Genomic DNA, 22,249 nt, shown 5'->3' on the forward strand with positions numbered 1-22,249 from the left:
CTCGATCGCGCACTGGGGCCGTACCGCGCTGGCCGACGGCAGCGGCGAGGACGCCACCGGCAGCAGGCTCACCGCGGCGGGGGTGGAGACGGTCCGGGAGATGGAACGGCTCGGCATGATCTTCGACATCTCCCACCTGGGCGCCTCGGGGGTGGGGCACGTGCTGGAGCTGGCGAGGAGGCCGGTGATGGCGACCCACTCCTCGGCCCGCGCGCTGCGCGACCACCACCGCAACCTGACCGACGACCAGATCCGCGGCGTCGCCGCCACCGGCGGCGTGGTCTGCGTCAGCTTCGTGCCGAGCTTCCTTGCCGCGGACCCCGCGGAGTTCACCGTGGACCGTCTGGTGGACCACATCGAGCACATCGCACAGGTCGGTGGCATCGACCACGTCGGCCTCGGCCCGGACTTCATCCGCGAGGTCATGCACGACGTCACACCTCCGTGCTGCGAGGATCTCGGATACGGCGAGATCGACCCCCTGGCCGTCCTGCCCGGGCTGGCCGGCCCGAGCGGCCTGCCCCTGGTCACCGACGCCCTGCTCAAGCGCGGCTTCGCCGACGAGGAGATCGTGAAGATCCTCGGCGGCAACGTCCTGCGGCTGTTCCGCGCGGAGCTGGGGCGACCACGGTGAACCTGGACGTCATGCTTGAGGACCTGGAGGAACTCGTCGCGTGCGAGTCGTTCTCCGCCGACCACGAGGCGGTGGCCCGTAGCGCCAAGGTGGTCGCCGACCAGGGGTTCAGGAGGCTCGGCGCACGCCCCGAGACGATCGTGATCGACGGGGTCACCCATCTGCGGTGGACCTTCGGCACGCCCCGGGTCCTGCTGGTCGGCCACCACGACACGGTCTGGCCGCTCGGGACACTGGCCGAGCGCCCCTGGTCGGTGGCCGGCGGGATCGCCCGGGGACCGGGGGTGTTCGACATGAAGGCCGGACTGGTGCAGGCGTTCCACGCGCTGGCCGCGCTGCCGTCGCCGGATGGGGTGTGCGTGCTGGTCACCGGCGACGAGGAGGTCGGTTCACCGTCCTCACGCGCGCTGATCGAGGAGTCGGCACGCGGCCGCGCGGCCGCGTTCGTGCTGGAGGCGAGCGCCGACGGCGGAGCGCTCAAGACGGCGCGCAAGGGTACGTCGGTCTACGAGCTCGTGGTGCGCGGAACGGCCGCACACGCCGGTCTTGAGCCCGAGAAGGGGGTCAACGCGGGGATCGAGCTGGCCCACCAGATCCTCGCCGTCACCGGGATCGCCGATCGGGTGAACGGTGGTCCTTCTGCCATGACGACGGCGGAGACGTCACCCGCCGCGACGCGCGGGCTGCCCCTCCTTCCGGGTCGGCGGCCGGGCTCCGCGGCACCGGGGACGCCGTTCGGCGCGGCGGCACCCGGCGACCCCGCGGGCCTGGGCCCGACCACCGTCACGCCCACGGTGCTGTCGGCGGGGACCACGGTCAACACCGTGCCCGCGCTGGCCCGCGTGTCGGTGGACGTGCGGGTGCCCACCCTCGCCGCGCAGGAGCGGGTGGACGAGCTGATGAGGGCACTGTCCCCCCGGCTCGCCGGAACCCGGCTGGAGGTGATCGGCGGCCCGAACCGTCCTCCCCTGGAGGAGGCCTCATCGGCCGGGCTGTTCGCCGTCGCCCGGCGGATCGCCGCCGGCCTCGGACTCGCCCCGCTCTCCGGTGTCGGAGTGGGCGGGGCCTCCGACGGCAACTACACCGCCGGAGCCGGCTGCCCCACCCTCGACGGGCTGGGCGCGGTGGGCGGCGGCGCCCACGCCGACAGTGAGCATGTGGTCGTGGCCGAGATGCCCGGCCGTACGGCGCTGCTGACCGGCCTGGTCCGGGCGATGCTCGGGTGAACGGCGTGGTGCTGCGCGAACTCCGCTCCATCGAGGAACTGGAGGAGGTCTTCCGGCTGTTCGACGGCATCTGGCACCCCGATCCCGGCAGCGAGCCCATCACCGTCGAGCTCATGCGGGCGCTGTCACACGCGGGCAACTACGTGACCGGCGCCTACCAGGGCGACCGCCTGGTGGGCGCCTCGGTCGGCTTCCTCGCGGCCCCGGCCGGGCAGGTGCTGCACTCGCACATCACCGGCGCCGCCATCGGGCGCGGGATCGGATTCGCGCTCAAGCTGCACCAGCGCGCCTGGGCACTCGACCGGGGCCTGGATCGCATCACCTGGACCTACGACCCGCTGATACGCCGCAACGCCCACTTCAACCTGGTCAAACTCGGCGCCCGCCCCGAGAAGTACCTGCCGTCCTTCTACGGCGTCATGGAGGACGCGATCAACACCGGCGACGAGTCCGACCGGATGCTCGCCGTCTGGCGGCTGACCGAGCCGCGGGTACTGGCCGCCGTACGAGGCGAGCCGCACCGGCCGAAGATCCCGTCGGACGCGGTGACCGCCCTGGCCGAGCGCGACGGCCGCCCGGTCGCCGGACGGACCGACGCCCGGACGCTGCTGGTCGCGGTCCCGCCCGACATCGAGGCACTGCGCCGCACCGACCCCGGCGCGGCCAAGGCATGGCGCCACGCCGTACGCGACGTGCTGGGCACGCTGATGGGGGAAGGTGCCCGGGTGACCGGGTTCACCGGCGAGGGCCACTACCTCGTGGAACGGACCGTCTGACCGCCCTGACCGGCAAGGCCTGCGGCGGGAGACCACCGGGAGCCGGTCGGCGGGGCACTCAGAGAAGGACGCGGCGCGAGCCGCGCGACATCCTGTAACGGGGTCGCCTGACCGGCGACGCTATCGGAGGGAGACGCGGCGGAGGCCGCACACCATCATGAAGATCACTGGAATCGAACTGCGGCGGATCAGGATGCCGCTGGTCGCCCCCTTCCGCACCTCGTTCGGCACCGAGACCGAACGCGACGTACTGCTCCTGCGCGTCGTCACCCCCGACGCCGAGGGCTGGGGCGAATGCGTCGCCATGTCCCAGCCGCTCTACTCCCCCGAATACGTCGACGGCGCCGCCGAGGTCCTGCGCCGCTTCCTCATCCCCGCCCTGCCCGCCCACGCCGACGCCCACACCGCCGGCCGCGCCCTGCGGCCTTTCAAAGGGCACCGCATGGCCAAGGCCGCCCTGGAAACCGCCGTCCTGGACGCTCAGCTCCGCACCGGCGGCCAGTCCCTGGCCTCCTTTCTCGGCGCGGACACCGACCGCGTGCCCTGCGGAGTGTCGGTCGGCATCATGGACTCCATCCCCCAGCTCCTCGACGCCGTCACCGGCTACCTCGACGAGGGCTACGCCCGGATCAAACTGAAGATCGAACCCGGCTGGGACCTCGCCCCCGTCCGCGCCGTCCGCGAACGCTTCGGCGACGATCTCCTGCTACAGGTCGACGCCAACGCCGCCTATACCCTCGCCGACAGCACCCACCTGGCCAAACTCGACGACTTCGGCCTGCTGCTCATCGAACAACCCCTCGCCAACGACGACATGGTCCAGCACGCCCGGCTCGCCACCCGGCTGACCACCCCCATCTGCCTGGACGAATCCATCGAATCAGCCGAACACGCCGCCGCCGCCATCACCCTGGGCGCCTGCTCGATCATCAACGTCAAACCCGGCCGGATCGGCGGCTACCTCGAAGCCCGGCGCATCCACGACCTGGCCCGCGCCCACGGCGTCGCCCTGTGGTGCGGCGGCATGCTGGAGACCGGCATCGGCCGCGCCGCCAACCTGGCCCTGGCCGCCCTGCCCGGCTTCACCCTGCCCGGTGACACCTCCGCCTCCCGCCGTTACTACGCCACCGACGTCACGCCGCCCTTCGAGCTGAACGACGGCCACATCGGCGTGCCCACCGGCCCCGGCATCGGCGTCGACCCCGTCCACGACATCCTGGACGAGGTCACCGTCTCCACCGAATGGATCACCATCTAGCGGGCGTTTCCCGCCTCAGCGGGAAGAGGAGCCGGTCGTGGCGCACGCCGCGGCCGGTCTTCCGCTTCCCCCCGTTCCGGACGGGAGAGAAGCGGGAGACCGGCCGTCTCTCAGCTGCGCCTGAGGCGGGGCACCGCCTCAAGCAGGGAGCGGGTGTAGTCGTCCTGGGGCGACCCCACCACGTCTTCGGTCGCCCCCAGCTCGACCAGCCTGCCCCGGTGCATCACCGCGACGACATCGGAGACGTACCGGACCACGGCGAGGTTGTGCGAGATGAACAGCATCGACAGCCCGAGTTCCGCGCGCAGCGAGCGGACCAGGTTGAGCACCGAGCCCTGGACGGAGACGTCCAGGGCGGAGGTGATCTCGTCGGCGACCAGCAGCTCGGGGCGCGCGCCCAGCGCCCGGGCGACCGCCACCCGCTGGCGCTGACCACCGGACAGCTCACGCGGATAGCGCCCCGCCAGCGAGACGGGCAGCGACACCAGCGACAGTAACCGCTCCACCTCCGCCTGGCGGGCGGCGCGGGGCACGCGGAGCCCCTCGGCCACCGACGCGCCCACGGTCATCCGCGGGTCGAGCGAGGCGTAGGGATCCTGAAAGATCATTTGGATCCGCCGCGGATCACCGCCGACGATCTCACCGGTATACGGCACCAGCCCGGTCACCGCCCTGGCCAGCGTGGACTTACCCGACCCGGACTCCCCCACCAGACCGACGATCGCCCCGGCCGGGATCTCCAGCGTGACGTCGTCGACGGCGGTGAACGCGCCGAACCGCACCGTCAGGTTCTTAATGATCATGAAGCCTCCCAGCAGGCGACCTGATGCGCCTTGCCGTACGGGATCAGGGGCGGACGCTCGGCGCAGCGGTCGGTCGCCAGCTCGCAGCGGGCCGCGAAGGCGCACCCCCCGCCGACCTCGGCGGGTGAGGGTTGATGGCCGGGGATGCTGGCCAGCGGCAGGGACCTGTCGGTGTCCATGTCGGGCAGCGAGGCGACCAGCGCGCGGGTGTAGGGGTGCGCGGCGCCGGAGACCAGCTTCTCGACCGGCAGTTCCTCGACCACCCGGCCCGCGTACATCACCACGACCCGGTGGCACAGCTCGCCGACCACGGCGATGTCATGGGAGATGAACAGGGTCGCCGCGCCGGCCTCGCCGGTCACCTCGCGCAGCAGGCGCAGGATCTGCCGCTGCACGGTCACGTCGAGGGCGGTGGTCGGCTCGTCGGCGATGATCAGTCTCGGCGTGCCCATCAGGCCCATCGCGATCACCGCGCGTTGCCGCATGCCGCCGGACAGCTCGTGCGGGTGCTGCCGGGCCCGCCTGCCCGGCTCGGGGATGTGCACGTGCCCGAGCCGGTCCACGGCCCTGGTCCTGGCCTCGGCACGGCTCGCGCCCTGGTGCACGGTCGCCACCTCCGCGAGCTGCCCGCCGACCCGGAGCGCCGGGTTGAGCGAGGCCATCGGGTCCTGGAAGACCATCGCCAGCGACGTGCCGAGCAGCTTGCGGCGCTCCTGTTCCGGCAGCTCGCCGAGGTCGGCGCCACACAGCCGCAGCCGCGCCGCGCTCACCTCGCCCGGGTAGGGCACCAGCCCGCCGATCGCCGACGCGGTCAGGCTCTTGCCGCTGCCCGACTCCCCCACCAGGCCGACGATCTCGCCGGGCGCGACGGTCAGCGACAGTCCGCGCACCGGCGTCACGCCGCCGGGGAAGGTGACGGTGAGGTCGCGCATCTCCAGTATCGCCTCCGGGTCGGGCTCGCCGAGCTCTCCGGACGCGGGGGCGGCCTGCGGACGGGTCTTCCCCGCCGGTACGGCGGTGCGTGCCGCGGCACGTGCCAGGACGTCCCCCAGCAGGTTGAACCCGATGCCCGCGAGCGCCACCGCGACGGCGGGGCCGAGGGCCACGGCCGGGGTGGAGTAGATGCGGCCGAAGCCGTCGAACAGCAGCCGTCCCCAGTCGAACGACGGCGGCTGCACGCCCAGGCCGAGAAAGGACATCCCGGCGAGGCCGAGCAGCGCGCCGCCCAACGCCTGAGTGAGGTTGAGGATCAGCGGCTCGGCGATGTTGGGCAGGACGTGCCGCGCCATGATCCGCCGCCGGGGAACCCCGAGCATGCGGGCGACCGACACGTAGTCGGCCCCGGCGACCGAGGCGGCGAGCGTCTGGGTGAGCCGGGCGAAGCCGGGCGCGATGGCGGCGCCGATGCCCAGCACGGCACCTCGCGCACCGAGCCCCGCGATCACCGCGGTGAACATGGCCAGCAGCAGTCCGGGGAAGGCGACCAGCGCGTTCACCGTGCCGTTGACCAGGCGCGCGGCCCGGCGGGGCAGTACCGAGGGGAGCGCGCCGAGCACGGTCCCGCCGATCGCGCCGATGAGCGTGGCCAGCAACGCGAGGGCCAGTGAGAGCCGGCCGGCGACCAGCACCCGGGCGAGGATGTCACGGCCCAGGTTGTCGGTGCCGAGCGGATGCGCGGCCGAGACTCCCTGGAGGATGGCCGTGGAGTCGATGCGCTCGGCCTCGGCGCCCCAGATCGGCGGCCCGGCGATCGCCAGAACCACCATGAGCGCGACCAGCGTGGTCCCGGCGAGCCCGGCGGGGGTCCGCAGCAGGTGCCGCATCAGCTCTCCTTCAGGGCGGACGTGGGGTCGAGCACGCCGAGCAGCAGGTCGACGAGGAGGTTCACGGTGAGCACGATCGCCCCGTAGACGAGGATCACACCCTGGGCGACCGGATAGTCCTTCTGCGTGATCGACTCCACGATCCGCAGGCCGAGGCCCGGCCACGCGAAGACGTACTCGACCAGCACGCTTCCGGCGATCAGGCCGGTGAGCAGCAGCCCGCCCACGGTGAGGGTCGCGGTGAGCGTGTTGGGCAGGACGTGCCGTACATACAGCCGGGCGGCGGGCAGCCGCTTGGCACGTGCCAGCCGCACGTAGTCGGCGCCCAGCTCGCGCAGCGTCTCTACCCGGGAGATGCGCGCGATCATCGCCGTCGGCGCGATGGCCAGGGCGAGGACCGGCAGCACGTAGGATTCCGGCCCGCCCTTGCCCGCGGGCGGGAACCAGCCGAGACCGATCGCGAACACGGTCACCAGGGCGATCGAGTAGAGGAACTCGGGCACCGCGACGGCCGCGCCGGTCGCCGAGGTGAAGGTCGCCTCGGTGCCCCGGTGGCGGCCGTTCTCGGTGCGGATCCCCGCCCACATGCCGAGCGGCACCGCGACGAGCAGTGCCACGACGGTCGCGAGCAGAGCGAGGACGAGCGTGTTGGGGAGCCGGGCGGCGATGACCTCACCGACCGGTTCCCCGCTGAGGAACGACATGCCGAACTCCCCGCCCAGCACGTTGCGGACATAGGACACCAGCTGGGACAGGACCGGCTGGTCCAGCCCGAGCGCCGCCCGTCTGGCGGCGATCAGCTCGACCGGCGCGGCGGGGCCGAGCGAGGCGCGCACCGGGTCGCCCGGGATCAGGTGGATCATCGCGAACGACGCGACGAGCAGCACGGCCAGCGAGATCGCGAACCGGGCGAGGTGCCGCAGCACGAACGCGCCGCGCACCCGGCCGGAAAGCCCCCGACCCGAAAGCCCCCGGTCGGCGAGCAGGCGCCCGCCGGCCGGGGGGAGAGAGGTCCCGGCCACTCAGCCCGCCTCGGTCATCCGGATGGAGGTCGGGGAGAACAGGCCCGCCAGCATGTCGAACTTCGCGTTCTTGGCGGCGATCAGCACTGTGTTCTCCACGACCGGCACCAGGTCGGCGTTGTCGAACAGCGCGGACTCCGACTCCAGCCAGAGCTTGCAGCCCTCCTCGGCGGGCTTGAGCTGGGCCTCGGCCACCAGCTCCTGGTAGCGGGCGTTGTTCAGATGGGAGAAGTTGGCACCCTCCGGCGCCGACGGGCCGGACAGGAAGCCGACGAGCTGGGTGGGAAGCGTGACGCCGATCGGCAGCCAGACGACATCCCAGTCCTGGGTGGTGTTGAGCGACTCCGACAACTTGGTGTCGATGACGCCGTTCAGTTTGACGTCGACGCCCGCCTTCTTCCACCCGGCGGCGAGGTATTCGGCCGCCGCCTGCACGCCCGCGCCTCTGGTGGTGGCGTAGAGCAGGCGCAGCTCCAGCTTCCGGTCGTCCTTGGCGCGGATGCCGTCGGCGCCGACCTTCCAGCCGGCGGCGTCCAGCGCGGTGCCCGCGGCCGCCGCGTCGAACGCCGGGACGTGGCCGGTGACCGTGTCGCCCTGGCACGGCCGCGGTTCCAGCACCAGCCCGGTGGCCGGGCGGCCGGTGCCGCTGGAGGCGATCCCGGCGAGCTCCTTGAGGTTGATCGCCTGGGTGAGCGCCTTGCGCACCACCGGGTCCTTGGCGGGCCGGTCGTCGCCCTGGTGGTAGAAGAACTGCCCGTTGCCCATGGGCGGGATGCTCTTGCCCACTCCCGGGCTGGCCTCCAGGCGGGCGCGGTCGGCGCCGTAGATGATCGCACCGTTGAGGTCACCGGAGATCAGCAGGTTGGCGGCGGTCTGCTCGTTCGGCACGACCTTCAGCACGACCTTGGCGGGCAGGCCCGGCTCCTTGGTGGTGGCGCCGTTCGGCCCCCAGGCGTAGTCCTTGCGGATCTGGAAGGTGTAGTGGTCGCCGGGCACCACCTCGGTGAGCGTGTAGGGCCCGGAGCCGGAGGTGCCACGGGCCAGCACCGAGCGGTCCTCGACCCCCTTGCCGCAGACGATGAACACTATCGGCGTGCTCTGCAGGATGAAGCTGAAGGGCTTCGGGGTGGAGAGCGTCACCGTCCCCGCCGCGCCGTCCGCCTCGGCCTTCATCCCGGTGGGCACCAGCACACCGTAGATCGGCGACTTGGTGGCCGGGTCGGCGATGTGGTTGATGTTGGCGGCCACGTCGGCGGGGGTGAGCTTGGAGCCGTCGGAGCAGGTGACGTCCTTGCGGAGGGTGAAGGTCACCGAGTCTGGCTTGACGTCCCATTTCTCGGCCAGACCGGGGATGATCTCACCGTCGGGGCCGACGCGGGTCAGCGTGTCGTAGGCCAGCGACAGCACCGTGTTGGTGACCGAGAGCACGCCCATGGCCGGGTCCAGCACCCCGGGGTCACTGGCGATCGCAAAGTTGAAGGTGCCGCCGTCGGCGGTTCCGGCTGACGGGGAGTCCGCCGTACCGCCACACGCGGCCGCGAACAGGCTGAGGGCGCCGAGCACGGCCGCCGCTCCTGCGTTTCTCATCGGGACTCCAGGGAGGTGGGGGTGATGCCCCACAGTCGCCTTTTCCCGGTGATCCTTCTTCGTCCTCCACCACGAAAAGCCCGTAATTCATCGTGCTACCGTCTGAAAATCCGCATCTGGAGCATCACGGTCAGCCGCGCCTCGGGGTCGGCCAGATCCAGGCCGCTGATCTCGGTGAGCCGCTTCAACCGGTAGCGGAAGGTGTTGGCGTGCACGTGCACCCTGGCCGAGGCGGCGTTGACGTCGCCGAACGCGTCCAGGTAGGCCCGCAGGGTGGCGACCAGCTCGCTGCCGTGTTCGGCGTCGTGGCTCACGAGCCGTTGGTAGGGCCCGGTGGGGACCTGCTCCTCGGCCTCGACCAGGTCCGACAGCTGCAGCAGCAGCGCCTCGAAGTGCACCCCGCTGTAGCCGGCGACCACGCCGGACGCCTCGCGGGTACGCAGCACCCGCAGCACCCGGTCGGCGTCGGCCCGGGACCTCGCCACCTCGGTCAGGTTGCCCGCCAGGCGCCCCACGCCGATGTTGGCCGCGTGCCGGGGACCGACCCGGGCGAGGAAACTCTGGGCGACCCGCACGGCCCGCGCCTCCTCGTCGCCACCGGCGTGCAGTGGCAGTACGGCGTAGGCCACCGAGCCGACCAGCGCGGCGGCGGCCTTGGGATGGATGGCCCCGACATGCAGGGCGAGCGCGTCGCAGAATCGCTGCCTGTCGCTCTCCCGGTGTGCGGCGTCGACGTGGGATCCACCGCTGAGCTGGGCCGCGAGCACGCACAGCCGCCCGCTGGCGACGCCGAGCCGCCCTGCCGCCTCGGCCGCGTCCCTGCCGCCCGCCAGCACGGTGGAGAGCAGGTCGGCGCGGAGTCGCCGCCTGGTGTCCGCCCCGGCCCGCTGCCGGAGCAGCTGCAGCGCGACGATCTTGGCGGCGTCCGCGAGAGCACGCTGCCGCTGGTCGCTCAGCGGCTCCCGTACGGCGGCCCAGATGGAGCCGAGGATCTCGTCGCCGGACCGGACGGCCACCGCCGCCCGGTTGATGCTGTCGTCGTCCAGCTCCATGTAGATCGGCTCACGGCTCTGGTAGAGCCGGCGGAAGAACCCGCGCTCCTCCAGCATCCGCCGGTACCGTTCCGGTACCTGGCGGCCGAGCACGGTCTCCACCCTGCCGGGATCGGCCTCGTCCTGCCGCCCGGAGTACGCCAGCACCCGCGATGACCGGTCCTCAATGGTGACCGGTGCGTCCAGGAGCGCGCACACGGCGTTGGCCAGCGAGAACAGGTCGTCCTGCGGGGCCTCCCCCGGTTCGGCGAGGTCGCCCTCGGCCAGCAGGGAGCGGAGCAGCGCGGCCACCTGCGCCCACGAGGCGGCCCGAGTGAGGCCCAGCACCGCCACCCCGGTCTGGCGGACCTTCGCGCGGACGAGCTCGTCGACGTCCACCGGTTGCTTGACGACCACACCCGCCGCCGGGCCCGCCGCGTCGAGCAGGGCGCAGATCTGCTCGGCGCGGTCGACCCCGACGGCGAGCAGGATGCTCCCCTCCGGGAGCAGCAGCTCGTCGAGGGGGTCGTAGATGTGCACGCCAGTGACCTCGGCGTCGAGCTCCCCGGGGGAGGCCGCCACGTCCAGCACGCTACTGCCCAGATCCTCCAGGATCCGCTGCAGGCTTGCCCGTGGCCGATCGGTCATCCGCTCACGATAACGGACATAGAGTGACATTATTCTCTTAGGTGATCAATGGCCATGCGAGCGGCACGGCCGATCACCGCGTCGGCCTTGGGCAACCGGAGACCGAGCGAGCCGGTCCGCAGGAAGACCGCGACGGCGTAGCGCCTCCCATCCGGATATTCCGCGACACCTGCCTCGTTGCGGATGCCCCAGAGCGTGCCGGTCTTGCCGGAGAGCTTCACCTCGTCGCCGAACCCGGAGGAGAGCCGATGCGGCCAGATCTGGTTGCCCATGATCCTCCGCACCTCCGCGCAGGCCTTCGGAGGTCCGGCCTCGTCCCGCCAGATCCTGCTCAGCAGGGTCGTGGTCTCGCGGGGCGTGCCCGAGGTGGTCCGTTCCGGGTCAAGTACCGACAGCGCCCGGATCCGGTCCTCGCTCACCCCGGCGAGCTGCTCCTCATCGGAGACACCGAGTTCACCTGAGAGGCCCAGCTCGGCCACGACGCTCCCGAGCAACTCGGCGCAGCCGCCGATCAGACGGGTGCGCTCCAGGCCGAGCTCGCGCAGCGTGGCGTGCAGGTTGCCGAGCCCGACCCGGCGCAGCAGCACGTCGGTGGCCGCGTTGTCACTCATGGTCATCATGAAGTGGGCCAGGTCGCGCAGGGTGAGCGAGATGTCGTCGGCGCAGCCGGAGGTGCCGATGCCGCCGTCCTTGTCGGCGGCGGTGACGGTCAGCCGCTCGGTGCACTCCAGAGTCCCGGCCGCGGCCTGCCTGGCGTACTCCAGGACGATTGGGATCTTGAACACCGAGGCGAGCACGACCGGCTCGTCGGCGCCGAGGCCGGTCTCGATGTCGCCGTCGACGTCGCGGACGTGGATGAAGCCCTCCACGTCCGCGTCGTCGAACGCCTCACGCAGCGCGTCACGCACGGGGCAGCGCCCGTCCGTTGTGGATGTGGGAGGCGCGGCCGTCCTCGACCACGAAGGTGATCGTCTCGTGCCTGCCGTCCTCCGGCTCCACCGCGATGAAGGAGTGGCCGGAGTGGTGGACGAAGCGGGTGGTGGTGCGCGGGGTGCCCGCGTTCGTCATGAACTCGCCGGGGATCATGGTGATCTCCAGGCCGCCGTCCACCTCGGCCACCTGGTAGGAGATCATCGGCCCCTGGTACCCGCCGGTGTACGGCGTGAGGTCCACGACCTGCGGCGTCCCGGCCGGGACCGGGAAGTCCGGGACCGCGAGCCCGGTGGCCTCGCGGATCACCGGCAGCACCACGTCGACGAGCAGGCCGAGGAAGCCGCCGCCGTTGGCGCTCATCGCGATCGCGAAGTCCGCTCCCGGCACGACCCTCCAGAACGTGCTCTGCCCGATCGTGCCGCCGTCGTGACCGTAGACCTCGCCTCCCCAGTCGAACAGCTCGAAGCCCAGGCCCCAGCGGTCGGCGAGCAGTCCGGAGATCCCGGGCACGTCGACCTGCCTGGTCCGCATGGCCGCGACCGACTCCTCGGACAGCAGCCGGATGCCGTCCTCCGTCAGGCCCCCGGCGGTGAACATCCGGCCGAAGCGGACCAGCTCACGCGGGGCCAGGCACATGGTCGAACCCGCGGGGGCGTTGGAGCGCGGCATGTCCCACCTGTGGTGGACGGCGCCCTCGGGGCCGACGTGACCGGCCGCCGCCCGGAACAGGATCGCCTCCTCGGGCAGGAGCGCCGAGTGCGTGGCACCGAGCGGGTCCAGCAGGCGCTCGCGCATCACCCGCTCCCACGTGGTGCCACGCACCCGCGCGACCAGGGCGCCCAGCACGCAGTACCCGGCGTTGCAGTAGGAGAACAGGGCTCCGGGGTCGTGCACGTGGCCCGCGTCGTGCAGGAAGTCCACATACCTGTCCAGGCAGTCGTCGCCGCGCCCGGTGTCCTCGAACAGGTCGCCGTCGAAGCCGCCGGTGTGGGTGAGCAGGTGCCTGACCGTGATGGCCTTCTCCGCGCCGTCGGCGACGGCGAACTCCGGCAGGTAGTCGCGAACCGGCCGGTCCAGCTCGACCAGCCCTTCGTCCACGAGCTGCATCACCAGGGCGGCGGTCCAGACCTTGGTGGTGGAGCCGACCTGGAAGACGCTGTCGGTCGTGGTCTCCACTCCGGTGTTCCTGTTCACCACGCCAGTGGCGACCTCGACGAGCTCGCCGCCCGCCCACACCGCGAGCGCGGCGCCGGGCACGCCGTGCCGCCGTGCCGCCTCGTCGAAACGCTCCCGCAGGTTCCCAAACATGCCGGCTCCTCAAGCGATCTTGGGCGTGGCACGCACACCCAGGTGGATGTACGGCGAGCCGTCGGCGAGTTCGTAGAACACCGCCGACAGCCACTGCGGCTCTCCTTCCATGCGGCCGACGAAGGTGACGTCGTCCACCGGGACGAGATCGAACTCCATGGGCGGCTGCAGCTCGGCGAGGGCTCCGGTGGCCTCGCCGTACAGCGAGAGCCGGCCGTCGCGGACCGTCAGCGTCATCCGGCTGCCCGCCCGCTCGTACACACCGGCATACCGCTCGACGTCGGTCTCGAACGGCTCGGCCGGCGGTCCCAGCACGGGCGGCACTGCCAGGCCGAGCAGTTCGTCGAAGAGCTCGGTGGCCAGGGCGTGCTGGAACGCGGCGGTGTGGCCGCCGTTGGCCAGCACGCACACCACCGTCTCGGTGTCGGGGACCGCCCAGAGCATGGCCGCCTGACCGATGGTGTTGCCGCCGTGGGAGATGATCCGGCGCCCCTGCCACTCGTCCAGGATCCAGCCCAGCCCCCACTGCTTCCCGAGGGTGTGCGGGTTGGGGATGTCCACCTGCGGCTCCCACATCGCCCGCGGGTCGGCGAGCAGCCCGGTGCCCAGATGGGCGCGGGCGAAGGCCACGACGTCGGCGGGACGTGCGCAGATCAACCCCGCCGGGCCGCAGGAGCGCATCAGGCCCCAGACGGGGGCGGGTGCGCCGTCGACGTGACCCATGGCGGCGCGGAAGCGCAGCACGTCCTCCGGCAGGGTCCAGGTGTGGGTCAGGCCGAGCGGCTCGACGATCTGCTCGCGCAGCGCGGCGTCCCACCCCTTGCCGGTGAGGCGCTCGACGACGCGCCCGGCGATGATGAAACCCGAGTTGCAGTACGACTGGGTGGCGCCGAGGGGGTGGTTCTGCGCGAGGTCCGCGCAGGCCTCGACGTACTTCTCGATGCAGTCGTCACCACGGCCGGTGTCGAGGAACAGGTCCCCGTCGATGCCGGAGGTGTGCGAGAGCAGGTGCCTGATGGTGACGGTCTTGGTCACCTCGGGGTCGGCGACCCGGAACTCCGGCAGGACCTCGGCGACCGGGGTGTCGAGCGTCAGCTCGCCCCGCTCGACGAGGAGCATGATCTGGGTGGCGGTCCAGACCTTGGTGACCGAGCCGATCTGGAAGAGCGAGTCGGTGGTCGTCTCAACCCCGGTCTCCACGTTGAGCACGCCCGCGGCGAACTCGTGCACCTCCCCCTCGTGCAGGAAGGCCAGGCTCGCGCCGGGAACCTGGTACTCGGTGATCAGCTCGGCGAGACGGGCGTGCCAGCGACCGGGATCCACTGCTCCAGCCATTCGACGATCCTTTCGTTGTAGTCCACCCGGTGGGACGGACGGCCGTTGAGGATGAACAGGTGAGAGCCACCCGGGTAGCGAACCAGCCGTACCGGCACGTTCCGCTCGCGCAGCGCGGCGAACCACTGCTCGGCCTGGCCGACGGGGCACCGGTCGTCGTTCTCACCGTGCAGGATCAGGGTGGGCGTGGTCACCTGGGCCACGTGGCTCATCGGGGACTGGGCCGCGATGTCGCCGCGGCACTCGTACGTCTTCAGGAGGTGTCCCGCGTCGGAGGTGCCGGCCATGCTGACCAGGTCGCTGACGCACCCGCCCGGGATGGCGGCCTTGAACCGGCCGGTCTGGGTGGGCAGCCAGCAGGAGATGTAGCCGCCATAGCTGTAGCCGGTCACCGCGAGCCGGTCGGGGTCGGCGACGCCTTCGGCGACCAGTTGGTCGATCGGGCTCAGGAAGTCACCGGTGTCGGCGAGGCCCCAGGCGCCGAGCGCGGCGGTGTAGAACGCCTCGCCGTACCCGTCGCTGCCCCGGGGGTTGAGGGTGAGCACGGTCCAGCCCCGTGCGGCGAGCACCTGGTGGTAGAGGTGCACGCCGTCGAAGACCGGCGCCCAGGTGTTGTGGGGGCCGCCGTGCACGTCCAGCAGGAGCGGTCCGGGCTCGGTGAGCGTCTCATCCCGCAGCACGAAACCCTCGACCGGTGTCCCGTCGGGGGCGGTGAAGGTACGGCTTCGCGGGGTGAACAGCTCGATGCCGGGGAGCGCGTAGGCGGAGAGCCTTGTCGTCTCCGGCGCCGTCACTCCGGGTACGGCCGGGACATCGCCTGACGGGGCGCCCGCCCGGCCCGCGGTGAGGTCCGCGAGATAGACCTCTCCCGCACTGTCCGGCGTCGCGGCGACGTAGGCGATCCTGCCCCCCACGGCACTGACCCCGGACACCACCCGGTCCCCACCGACGATCTTCTCGCCGGGGGCCCGGTAGAGGTGGGTGAAGCCACCGTCACGGGCGCAGAAGATCAGGTCGTCCCCCGCCAGCTGAGGCGTCGCGCCGGGATAGCCCGGCGCGCCGAGCATGACGTTGCGGTCGAGTCCGGTTTTGACCTCCACGAGCCCGTCCGTCCCGAGCTCGAACAGGCGAACGTGCCCGACGGGGTCACCGGCGTATCCGGTGACCAGCAGCCGTCCGCCCAGCCACCAGACCCCCGTGCAGATCACACCGGGGCCGGTGAGCCGCTCGGGTTCGCCGCCGGAGGCGTCCACCGAGTAGACCTCGCTGCTGACGACCAGGTCGCGATCGGGCTCCATGCTCGCGGTGAAGGCGAGCCGCCGGCCGTCCGGTGACCAGGACGGCTCACCCGCGTGGAAGTCGCCCGCGGTAAGCTGCCCGGTCTCACCCGTCGCCACGTCCACCACGAAGAGGTGCGTGGTGAGGCCGCGCAGCAGGCCCGCGCCATCGGCCTTGTACTCCAGGCTGTCGGCCACGACCGGGGCGTTCCGGTCGAGGTCGCCGTGCGGCGCGCCGTACGCGATCCTGGTGCCGTCGGGGGACCAGACCGCCGGGCCCGCGCCCAGTGCCGCGGTGGTGAGGACGCGGGGCTCTCCGCCGTTCATCGGCAGCAGATGAAGCTGTGGTTTTCCCTCCACGGGGCGGAGGAAGGCCAGCGAGCTTCCGTCGGGCGACCAGCGCGGGGAGGAGTCGCGTGGGCCACCCGTCAGACGGCGCGGCTCCGCGCCGGGTGCGGCCAGCCAGAGTTCGGACCGGTTCTCGTCGGATTCCCGATCGGCGGTGGTGACCACGTAGGCCACGGTGCTCCCGCCGGGATGCAGCCGGGGGTCCGCCGGTATCGCGATGTGATACAGGTCGCTGAGGGAGAGGCGAGGCATGTCCGAACGTTAAGCCCACCCAGGCGACGCTTCTTCGGCCTCCACGACGAACCGGCCCCGATCCGTTGTGTCTTTCTCCAATCGCCTCGCGGGAGCGCCTGTTCACGGCCGTCGAGGCGCGCGTCCACCGGGTCCGGAAACGGTTGTGCCGCCGAGCCGTGGCGGCCCGGCGGCACATCCGTCGAGGAGCCCTACTCGCCGGTCTTCTCAGCGAGGGTCACCGTGACGGTCTGGGACTGCCCGTCCCTGACGTAGGCGACGGTCACCTGCTGGCCGGGCTTGAAGCCGCGGACGGCTCCGACCACGGTGGCCGCCTCGTCCACGGGCGTGTCGTTGATCTTGGTGATCAGGTCGCCCTGCCTGATGCCCGCCTTGGCCGCGGGGCTGCCCTCGGTGACCTGGCCGACCAGGGCGCCGCCCGCGTCCCCGGTGGCGTCGGTCACGCTCACCCCCAGGAGGGCGTGGGAGACCTTGCCGCTCTTGATCAGCTGCTCGGCGACGTGGCTGGCGGTGTTGATGGGGATGGCGAAGCCGACACCGATGCTGCCCTCCCCGCCGTTGGTGGCGATGGCGGTGTTGATACCCACCACCTGACCGGCGGCGTTGACCAGCGCGCCGCCCGAGTTGCCGGGGTTGATCGCCGCGTCGGTCTGGATGGCGCCCCCGATGGTGGTGGGGCTCTGGCCGCTCCCCTGCGGCCTGCCCCAGCCGGGCGGGAGCTGCTGCTGTCCCTGGTCTCCGCCGACGGTGAGCGTGCGGTTCAGCGCGCTGACGATCCCGGCGGTGACCGAGCCTGACAGGCCGAGCGGGCTGCCGATGGCGAGCACGGAGTCACCCACCTTGAGCCGGTCGCTGTCGCCGATCGAGGCCTTGGTGAGGCCGGAGACGCCCTCCGCCTTGATGACCGCGAGGTCGGTGGCCGGGTCGGTGCCGATGACCTTCGCGGTGGCGGTCTTGCCGTCGCTGAACTTGACGGTTACCCGGCTGTCCGGGCCCGCCTGGCCGCCGGCCGACACCACGTGGTTGTTGGTCAGGATCAGGCCGTCGGCCGACAGCACCACCCCGGACCCCTCGCCCCCGCCCGCGGCGGTCCTGATCTCGATGGACACCACGGAGGGCTGGACCAGCTGGGCGATGTCGGCGACCGTCGTCACGTTGCCGACCGGGCTGACGAGCGGGCTGGATGACGAGACCACGGTGGCGGAACCGTTGAGGCTCGTCGCGGCGAAGGCCCCCGCCACCCCGCCCCCGACGGCCATGGCCGCCAGCGCGAGACCGGCGCCGATCTTCTGCCCGGCGGTGAGCCTGCCGCGCTGCACGGGGACCGTCACCGGTCCTCCGGCCTTCTCGGGGGCCTCGGCGGCGAGTTGCTCCGGCACCGGGTGGATCAGCGTCGGCTGCGGCCCGGTCTCCTCACCGGCACGATAGGCGCCGGCGCGCGGCGGTACCTTGCCGAACTGGGTCCAGCCGTCGTTCCCGGGGGTCGCCTCGGTCGGTGTGTCCTGCTGCTCGTTCCTGTTCGGGTCCATGTCTTCCCCCACGTCCAACATCCCCCCGGCTCGACGGGGTGGAAGCCGGTGCTCACCGGTTGACACAAACGATGCCCGACGGCGTATAAGCGCAGGTTAAGAGGTTGATCCTGGTGATCGGGATCTTCTGACAACGGCTTTATCAGCCATGCTCAGCCCCTGGATGGCAGCTCGAAAATCTTTCTCGGCCACTCTTTCGGGGCTTGGACGGTCGAGGGGGGCGATGAGCATCTGTCACCCATCGGGGACCGGGCCGCCCGAGAAGTAGCCGCACACGATCTGCGCGCGGCGAGGCACGCGCACCCTCCACCGGCGTCGCCTCGCCGTATCCGTGCGGGCGACGCCGCGAGGAGGGGTGCGGGGGCGGGTCAGACCGAGTACTTGCAGATCAACGCCTGGCTGCCGCCCTGAGCGTGGCCAATGTAGGCGTAGGTGGGGTGGAAGTAGGCGCACGCGGCGGAAGGGCTCCCGCTGCCCGCGTAGGTGGTCTGAGTGCCGTTCCAGCGGTAGCAGCCCAGGCTGCCGTTGTAGAAGCCGACAATGGACGAGGGGTTGACGTTAGCCGCGCAGTACTCACCGAGCGAGAGCGGGCTGTACACGATTTCGAGAACGTCCGCGGAACGGGCGGCCTGCGCGGGGGCGGTGGAGACGGCAAGCGCGCCGAGGCAGGCGAGCGCGACGGTGGCGAGCGCGACGACACGACGAGGCATGAAGGACCTCCGGGATCCAGGAAGGCGTGCGACACGGAGAGAGGGGGGCTGAGCGTGACGGGGTGCAGCGCCGAGCGAGGTGGAGTTCTGCGCGATAGGGATACGCTGCGTCGATCACAGTATTAAATAGGAAACCTTCCTATGCAATAGGCGGTAATACGCCTTTCAGCGAGCCTTCTCGTGGTGCGGCGACCGGCCGGAGAGAGGCGTGGCGACGATGTCGTCGGCGCGGCCGGGCGGGTCAGGAGCCGGCGGGCCAGTACTCGTCGCGCAGGAGGCGCTTGTAGAGCTTCCCGGTGGGGTGCCTGGGCAGTTCCTCGCGGAAGTCGACGGACCTGGGGCACTTGTAGGGCGCCAGCCGGGAACGGCAGTACTCGATCAGCTCGGCCTCCAGCTCCGGGCCCGCCAGGTCCATGGAGGCCGGCTGGACGACCGCCTTGACCTGCTCGCCCATCTCCTCGTCCGGAACGCCGAAGACCGCCACGTCCGCCACCTTGGGATGGACGGACAGGACGTTCTCGGCCTCCTGCGGATAGATGTTGACCCCGCCAGAAATGATCATGTACGAGCGGCGGTCGGTGAGGTAGAGGAAACCTTCCTCGTCGAGGTAGCCGATGTCGCCGAGGGTGGTCCAACCCCGTCCCAGCGGGTCGCGGGACGCCTCCGTCTTGGCCTCGTCGCCGTGGTAGACGAACTGGGGGCCGTCCGAGAAGTAGACGGTGCCGTGCTCGCGCGGCGGCAGCTCGTTGCCCTCCTCGTCGCAGATGTGGGTGACGCCGAGCAGCGGGCGGCCGACCGTTCCCTTGTGTGCGAGCCAGTCCTGCGAGCCGACGTACAGGAAACCGTTGCCCTCGGTCCCCGCGTAGTATTCGTGGATGATCGGCCCCCACCAGTCGATCATCCGTTCCTTGACCGGGACGGGGCAGGGGGCGGCGGCGTGGATCGCGCAGGCCAGCGACGACAGGTCGTAGCGCGCGCGGGTCTGCTCGGGCAGCTTGAGCATCTTGATGAACATGGTCGGCACCCACTGCGAATGGGTGACGGAGTACTTCTCGATGAGCGCGAGCGCCTGCTCCGGGTCGAACCTCTCCATGACCACGATCGTGGCGCCCATCCGCTGGAAGCTCAGGCAGTAGCGCAGCGGGGCGGCGTGGTAGAGCGGAGCCGGGGAGAGGTAGACGCTGTCGGCCGAGGGGGCGAACAGGAACTGGATGAGCTGCAGCAGCGGCCCCGGCTGATCCAGCGGCGCCTTGGAGAGCATGGGCTTGACCCCCTTGGGCCGCCCGGTGGTGCCTGAGGAGTAGAGCATGTCCACCCCCTGGCACTCGTCCTCGACGGGCGTGGCGGGGTGGGCCGCGACGGCCTTCTCGTAGGACTCGAAGCCAGGGGCGGCACCGTCCAGCATGAGCCTGAGCCCGACCTGGGGCGTGAGATCGGTGATGGAGACCGCCACGTCCGCGAGGGCCGCCGAGGAGATGAAGACCCGGGCCCCGCAGTTGTCGACGATGTAGGCGAGCTCGTCGGTCTTCAGGCGCGAGCTGATGGCCGTGTAGTACAGGCCCGAGCGGTGCGCGGCCCAGGCGACCACCAGGAAGAGCGGATGGTTCTCCAGCATGAAGGCGATGTGATCACCCGGCCGCAGGCCGGCCGCGCGGAATAGCCGGGCCAGGCGGTTGGACTCCTCGTCCAGCTCGCGGTAGGTGACGATCCGCCCGGAGCCCGCCATGATCACAGCGGGCTTGTCCGGCGAAACTGCTGCGATGGCTCCCGGGTGCATGGAGCAGAACATTACTCGGCTTCAGGTTTGCTGAGAAGTACTCGAAAACGGCAGGGCCGCGACCTCGCGGACGAGGTCGCGGCCCGGTGAACGACGGTCTTTCGTGGCCGTGGAAGCACTCCCGCTCCCCCGGCTCACCTCGGCGTGGCCGCGCGATGGCAGAAGGTCATCGGCGCGGCCGGTCAATCGCGCGCGAGACGGCGGGCGACGGTGTCGCCCAGGCTCTGCACGAGCTGCACGACGGCGACCAGCACGACAACGGTGACGATCATGAGGGTGGTCTCGAAGCGCTGGTAGCCGTAGCGGATGGCCAGGTCTCCGAGCCCGCCCCCGCCGATCGCCCCGGCCATCGCCGAGTACGAGATCAGCGCGACCACGGTCACCGTGAGCCCCGCGATCAGGCCGGGCATCGCCTCGGGCAGCAGCACCTTGCCGACGATGGTCGCCCGGCCGGCTCCCATGGCCTGGGCCGCCTGCACCTTGTCCCTGCCGACCTCGCGCAGCGCGGTCTCCACCAGCCGGGCGAAGAACGGCGCCGCGCCGAGCGTCAGCGGGACCACCGCGGCGATGGTGCCGATGGTGGTGCCGACGATCAGCCTGGTGAACGGGATCACCGCGATCATCAGGATGATGAAGGGCAGCGAGCGGCCCAGGTTGACGACCAGCCCCAGCACCCGGTTGAGTACCGCGGAGGGGAACAGCCCGCCCCTGTCGGTGGCGACCAGCGCCACCCCGAGCGGGAGCCCGAGCAGCACCGTGAACAGTGTCGACCACAGCACCATCTCGACGGTCTGGCCCGTCGACTCCAGCAGCATCGGGAACATCTCGTCCCAGGTCATCGGGCCTCCTCGACCAGCAGGCCGCGTTCGGCCAGGTAGCTGAGCGCGGCGGCGCGCTCGTCACCGGTGACGAGCAGGCGCAGCCGCCCGGTCGAGACGCCCGCCACCTCCTCCAGGGCCCCGCCGAGAATGTTGACGTCCACATCGAACTTGCGGACCACCTGCGACACCACCGGCTCACCGGCCTGGCCGGTGAAGGTGATCGTGACATTGCCCGGCTCCGGCTCCGGGAGGGGGAACAGCTCCGCGGCGAGCCGGGAGCCGGGCCTGGAGATCAGCTCGGGGATGGTTCCGGACTCCTCGACCAGGCCGTCGCGCATGACCGCGACCGAGTCGCAGATCGACTTGACCACGTGCATCTCGTGGGTGATCAGCAGGATGGTCAGGCCGAGTTCGCGGTTGAGGCTCTTGAGCAGGGCCAGGATCGACTGCGTGGTACCGGGGTCGAGCGCCGAGGTGGCCTCGTCCGACAGCAGGACCGGAGGGCTGCCGGCCAGCGCGCGGGCGATGCCGACCCGCTGCTTCTGCCCTCCCGACAGCTGCGCGGGGTACGCCCCGGCCTTGTCGGCCAGCCCGACCAGCTCCAGCAACTCGGCGGTCCGCCTGGCGCGCTCCGCCTTGGCCACCCCCATGACCTCAAGCGGGAAGGCGACGTTGCCCGCGACGGTGCGGGAGGAGAGCAGCGCGAAATGCTGGTGGATCATCCCGATCCGCTGTCTCGCCTTGCGCAGGTCCCGCTCGGCCAGGCCGGTCAGCTCCTGACCCGCCACCGAGACGGTGCCGGAGGTGGGACGCTCCAGGAGGTTCACGCAGCGCAGCAGGGTGCTCTTGCCGGCGCCGCTCTGCCCGAGCACGCCGTATATCTCACCCTCGCGGACGTGGAGGTCCACGCCGTCGACGGCGACCACCTCGCGCCCCCGATCCTGATAGACCTTTCGCAGGTCCGACACGTCAATCACAGCTGTTCCTCAAAACGAAACGGGTCTCGGCAGGACTACGGGTGGGACGTCGACGGGCCTCCGGAGGCGGGGGCGGATGGCCCAGATGGCGCGGGAGGAGATGACCTGCCGAAAAGATCATGGTCTCGGGCCTTACCGACCACTTTCACGCCCGACCCAACGCCACCCCCATTT

The 22,249-nt window shown here is 71.2% G+C and carries 18 protein-coding genes; 4 read left to right on the top strand and 14 right to left on the bottom strand.

Annotated features, from left to right (window positions below; all coding sequences use genetic code 11):
* The 4 genes from ABT061_RS19705 to menC all read left to right on the top strand — a co-directional run.
* A partial coding sequence (locus ABT061_RS19705) for a dipeptidase (RefSeq protein WP_350919458.1) occupies positions 1-634 on the top strand: 634 nt, incomplete at its 5' end.
* Positions 631-1,860, top strand: coding sequence for a M20 family metallopeptidase (locus tag ABT061_RS19710; RefSeq protein ID WP_350919461.1), 1,230 nt, complete (start codon positions 631-633; stop codon positions 1,858-1,860). The genes ABT061_RS19705 and ABT061_RS19710, both read left to right, overlap by 4 nt.
* Complete coding sequence (locus ABT061_RS19715) at positions 1,857-2,636, top strand: GNAT family N-acetyltransferase (protein ID WP_350919464.1); 780 nt, start codon at positions 1,857-1,859, stop codon at positions 2,634-2,636. The genes ABT061_RS19710 and ABT061_RS19715 overlap by 4 nt, the downstream gene beginning before the upstream one ends.
* 157 nt (positions 2,637-2,793) lie before the next feature.
* Complete coding sequence (gene menC, locus ABT061_RS19720) at positions 2,794-3,894, top strand: o-succinylbenzoate synthase (RefSeq protein ID WP_350919467.1); 1,101 nt, start codon at positions 2,794-2,796, stop codon at positions 3,892-3,894.
* 110 nt (positions 3,895-4,004) lie between these two features.
* Here menC and ABT061_RS19725 read toward each other — a convergent pair whose 3' ends face one another.
* The 14 genes from ABT061_RS19725 to ABT061_RS19790 form a co-directional block, all read right to left on the bottom strand.
* Positions 4,005-4,697: an ABC transporter ATP-binding protein gene (locus ABT061_RS19725; RefSeq protein ID WP_350919470.1), complete on the bottom strand. Its 693-nt coding sequence runs from the start codon at positions 4,695-4,697 to the stop codon at positions 4,005-4,007.
* Positions 4,694-6,520, bottom strand: coding sequence for a dipeptide/oligopeptide/nickel ABC transporter permease/ATP-binding protein (locus tag ABT061_RS19730; RefSeq protein WP_350919473.1), 1,827 nt, complete (start codon positions 6,518-6,520; stop codon positions 4,694-4,696). Before ABT061_RS19730 ends, ABT061_RS19725 begins: the two co-directional genes overlap by 4 nt.
* On the bottom strand, positions 6,520-7,542 hold the full coding sequence (locus tag ABT061_RS19735; protein ID WP_350919476.1) for an ABC transporter permease: 1,023 nt from the start codon (positions 7,540-7,542) through the stop codon (positions 6,520-6,522). Before ABT061_RS19735 ends, ABT061_RS19730 begins: the two co-directional genes overlap by 1 nt.
* Entirely contained in the window at positions 7,543-9,129 is a 1,587-nt protein-coding gene (locus tag ABT061_RS19740) for an ABC transporter substrate-binding protein (protein ID WP_350919479.1), read from the bottom strand.
* A 95-nt stretch (positions 9,130-9,224) separates the two neighbouring features.
* Positions 9,225-10,808: a PucR family transcriptional regulator gene (locus ABT061_RS19745; RefSeq protein WP_350919482.1), complete on the bottom strand. Its 1,584-nt coding sequence runs from the start codon at positions 10,806-10,808 to the stop codon at positions 9,225-9,227.
* Between the two features lie 29 nt (positions 10,809-10,837).
* Complete coding sequence (locus tag ABT061_RS19750) at positions 10,838-11,716, bottom strand: serine hydrolase (RefSeq protein WP_350919485.1); 879 nt, start codon at positions 11,714-11,716, stop codon at positions 10,838-10,840.
* On the bottom strand, positions 11,709-13,049 hold the full coding sequence (locus ABT061_RS19755) for a serine hydrolase domain-containing protein (protein WP_350919488.1): 1,341 nt from the start codon (positions 13,047-13,049) through the stop codon (positions 11,709-11,711). The genes ABT061_RS19750 and ABT061_RS19755 overlap by 8 nt, the downstream gene beginning before the upstream one ends.
* Positions 13,050-13,058: 9 nt before the next feature.
* Positions 13,059-14,384 (bottom strand): serine hydrolase, encoded by a 1,326-nt coding sequence (locus ABT061_RS19760; RefSeq protein WP_350919491.1) that lies wholly within the window; start codon positions 14,382-14,384, stop codon positions 13,059-13,061.
* Positions 14,333-16,261, bottom strand: a complete 1,929-nt coding sequence (locus ABT061_RS19765; protein WP_350919494.1) for a S9 family peptidase — start codon at positions 16,259-16,261, stop codon at positions 14,333-14,335. Before ABT061_RS19765 ends, ABT061_RS19760 begins: the two co-directional genes overlap by 52 nt.
* Positions 16,262-16,452: 191 nt before the next feature.
* Positions 16,453-17,802, bottom strand: a complete 1,350-nt coding sequence (locus tag ABT061_RS19770; protein ID WP_350919497.1) for a S1C family serine protease — start codon at positions 17,800-17,802, stop codon at positions 16,453-16,455.
* 356 nt (positions 17,803-18,158) lie between these two features.
* Entirely contained in the window at positions 18,159-18,500 is a 342-nt protein-coding gene (locus ABT061_RS19775) for a hypothetical protein (RefSeq protein WP_350919500.1), read from the bottom strand.
* A 241-nt stretch (positions 18,501-18,741) separates the two neighbouring features.
* Positions 18,742-20,289 carry an acyl-CoA synthetase gene (locus ABT061_RS19780; RefSeq protein WP_502991459.1) on the bottom strand — a complete coding sequence of 516 codons (1,548 nt, stop codon included), beginning with the start codon at positions 20,287-20,289 and terminating at the stop codon, positions 18,742-18,744.
* Positions 20,290-20,459: 170 nt separating this feature from the next.
* Complete coding sequence (locus ABT061_RS19785) at positions 20,460-21,116, bottom strand: methionine ABC transporter permease (RefSeq protein WP_343966585.1); 657 nt, start codon at positions 21,114-21,116, stop codon at positions 20,460-20,462.
* A complete protein-coding gene (locus tag ABT061_RS19790; RefSeq protein WP_350919507.1) occupies positions 21,113-22,075 on the bottom strand; it encodes a methionine ABC transporter ATP-binding protein in 963 nt (320 codons plus the stop codon). The genes ABT061_RS19785 and ABT061_RS19790 overlap by 4 nt, the downstream gene beginning before the upstream one ends.
* Between the last annotated feature and the right edge of the window lie 174 nt (positions 22,076-22,249).

Source organism: Streptosporangium sp. NPDC002544 (genome assembly GCF_040295965.1).
Classification (GTDB): Bacteria; Actinomycetota; Actinomycetes; order Streptosporangiales; family Streptosporangiaceae; genus Streptosporangium.

Coding starts and splice junctions, on each gene's coding strand:
- menC (WP_350919467.1), top strand. CDS start 2,794: ATGAAGATCACTGGAATCGAACTGCGGCGGATCAGGATGCCGCTGGTC.
- ABT061_RS19725 (WP_350919470.1), bottom strand. CDS start 4,697: ATGATCATTAAGAACCTGACGGTGCGGTTCGGCGCGTTCACCGCCGTC.
- ABT061_RS19730 (WP_350919473.1), bottom strand. CDS start 6,520: ATGCGGCACCTGCTGCGGACCCCCGCCGGGCTCGCCGGGACCACGCTG.
- ABT061_RS19740 (WP_350919479.1), bottom strand. CDS start 9,129: ATGAGAAACGCAGGAGCGGCGGCCGTGCTCGGCGCCCTCAGCCTGTTC.
- ABT061_RS19745 (WP_350919482.1), bottom strand. CDS start 10,808: ATGACCGATCGGCCACGGGCAAGCCTGCAGCGGATCCTGGAGGATCTG.
- ABT061_RS19755 (WP_350919488.1), bottom strand. CDS start 13,049: ATGTTTGGGAACCTGCGGGAGCGTTTCGACGAGGCGGCACGGCGGCAC.
- ABT061_RS19760 (WP_350919491.1), bottom strand. CDS start 14,384: ATGGCTGGAGCAGTGGATCCCGGTCGCTGGCACGCCCGTCTCGCCGAG.
- ABT061_RS19765 (WP_350919494.1), bottom strand. CDS start 16,261: ATGCCTCGCCTCTCCCTCAGCGACCTGTATCACATCGCGATACCGGCG.
- ABT061_RS19775 (WP_350919500.1), bottom strand. CDS start 18,500: ATGCCTCGTCGTGTCGTCGCGCTCGCCACCGTCGCGCTCGCCTGCCTC.
- ABT061_RS19780 (WP_502991459.1), bottom strand. CDS start 20,289: ATGTTCTGCTCCATGCACCCGGGAGCCATCGCAGCAGTTTCGCCGGAC.
- ABT061_RS19785 (WP_343966585.1), bottom strand. CDS start 21,116: ATGACCTGGGACGAGATGTTCCCGATGCTGCTGGAGTCGACGGGCCAG.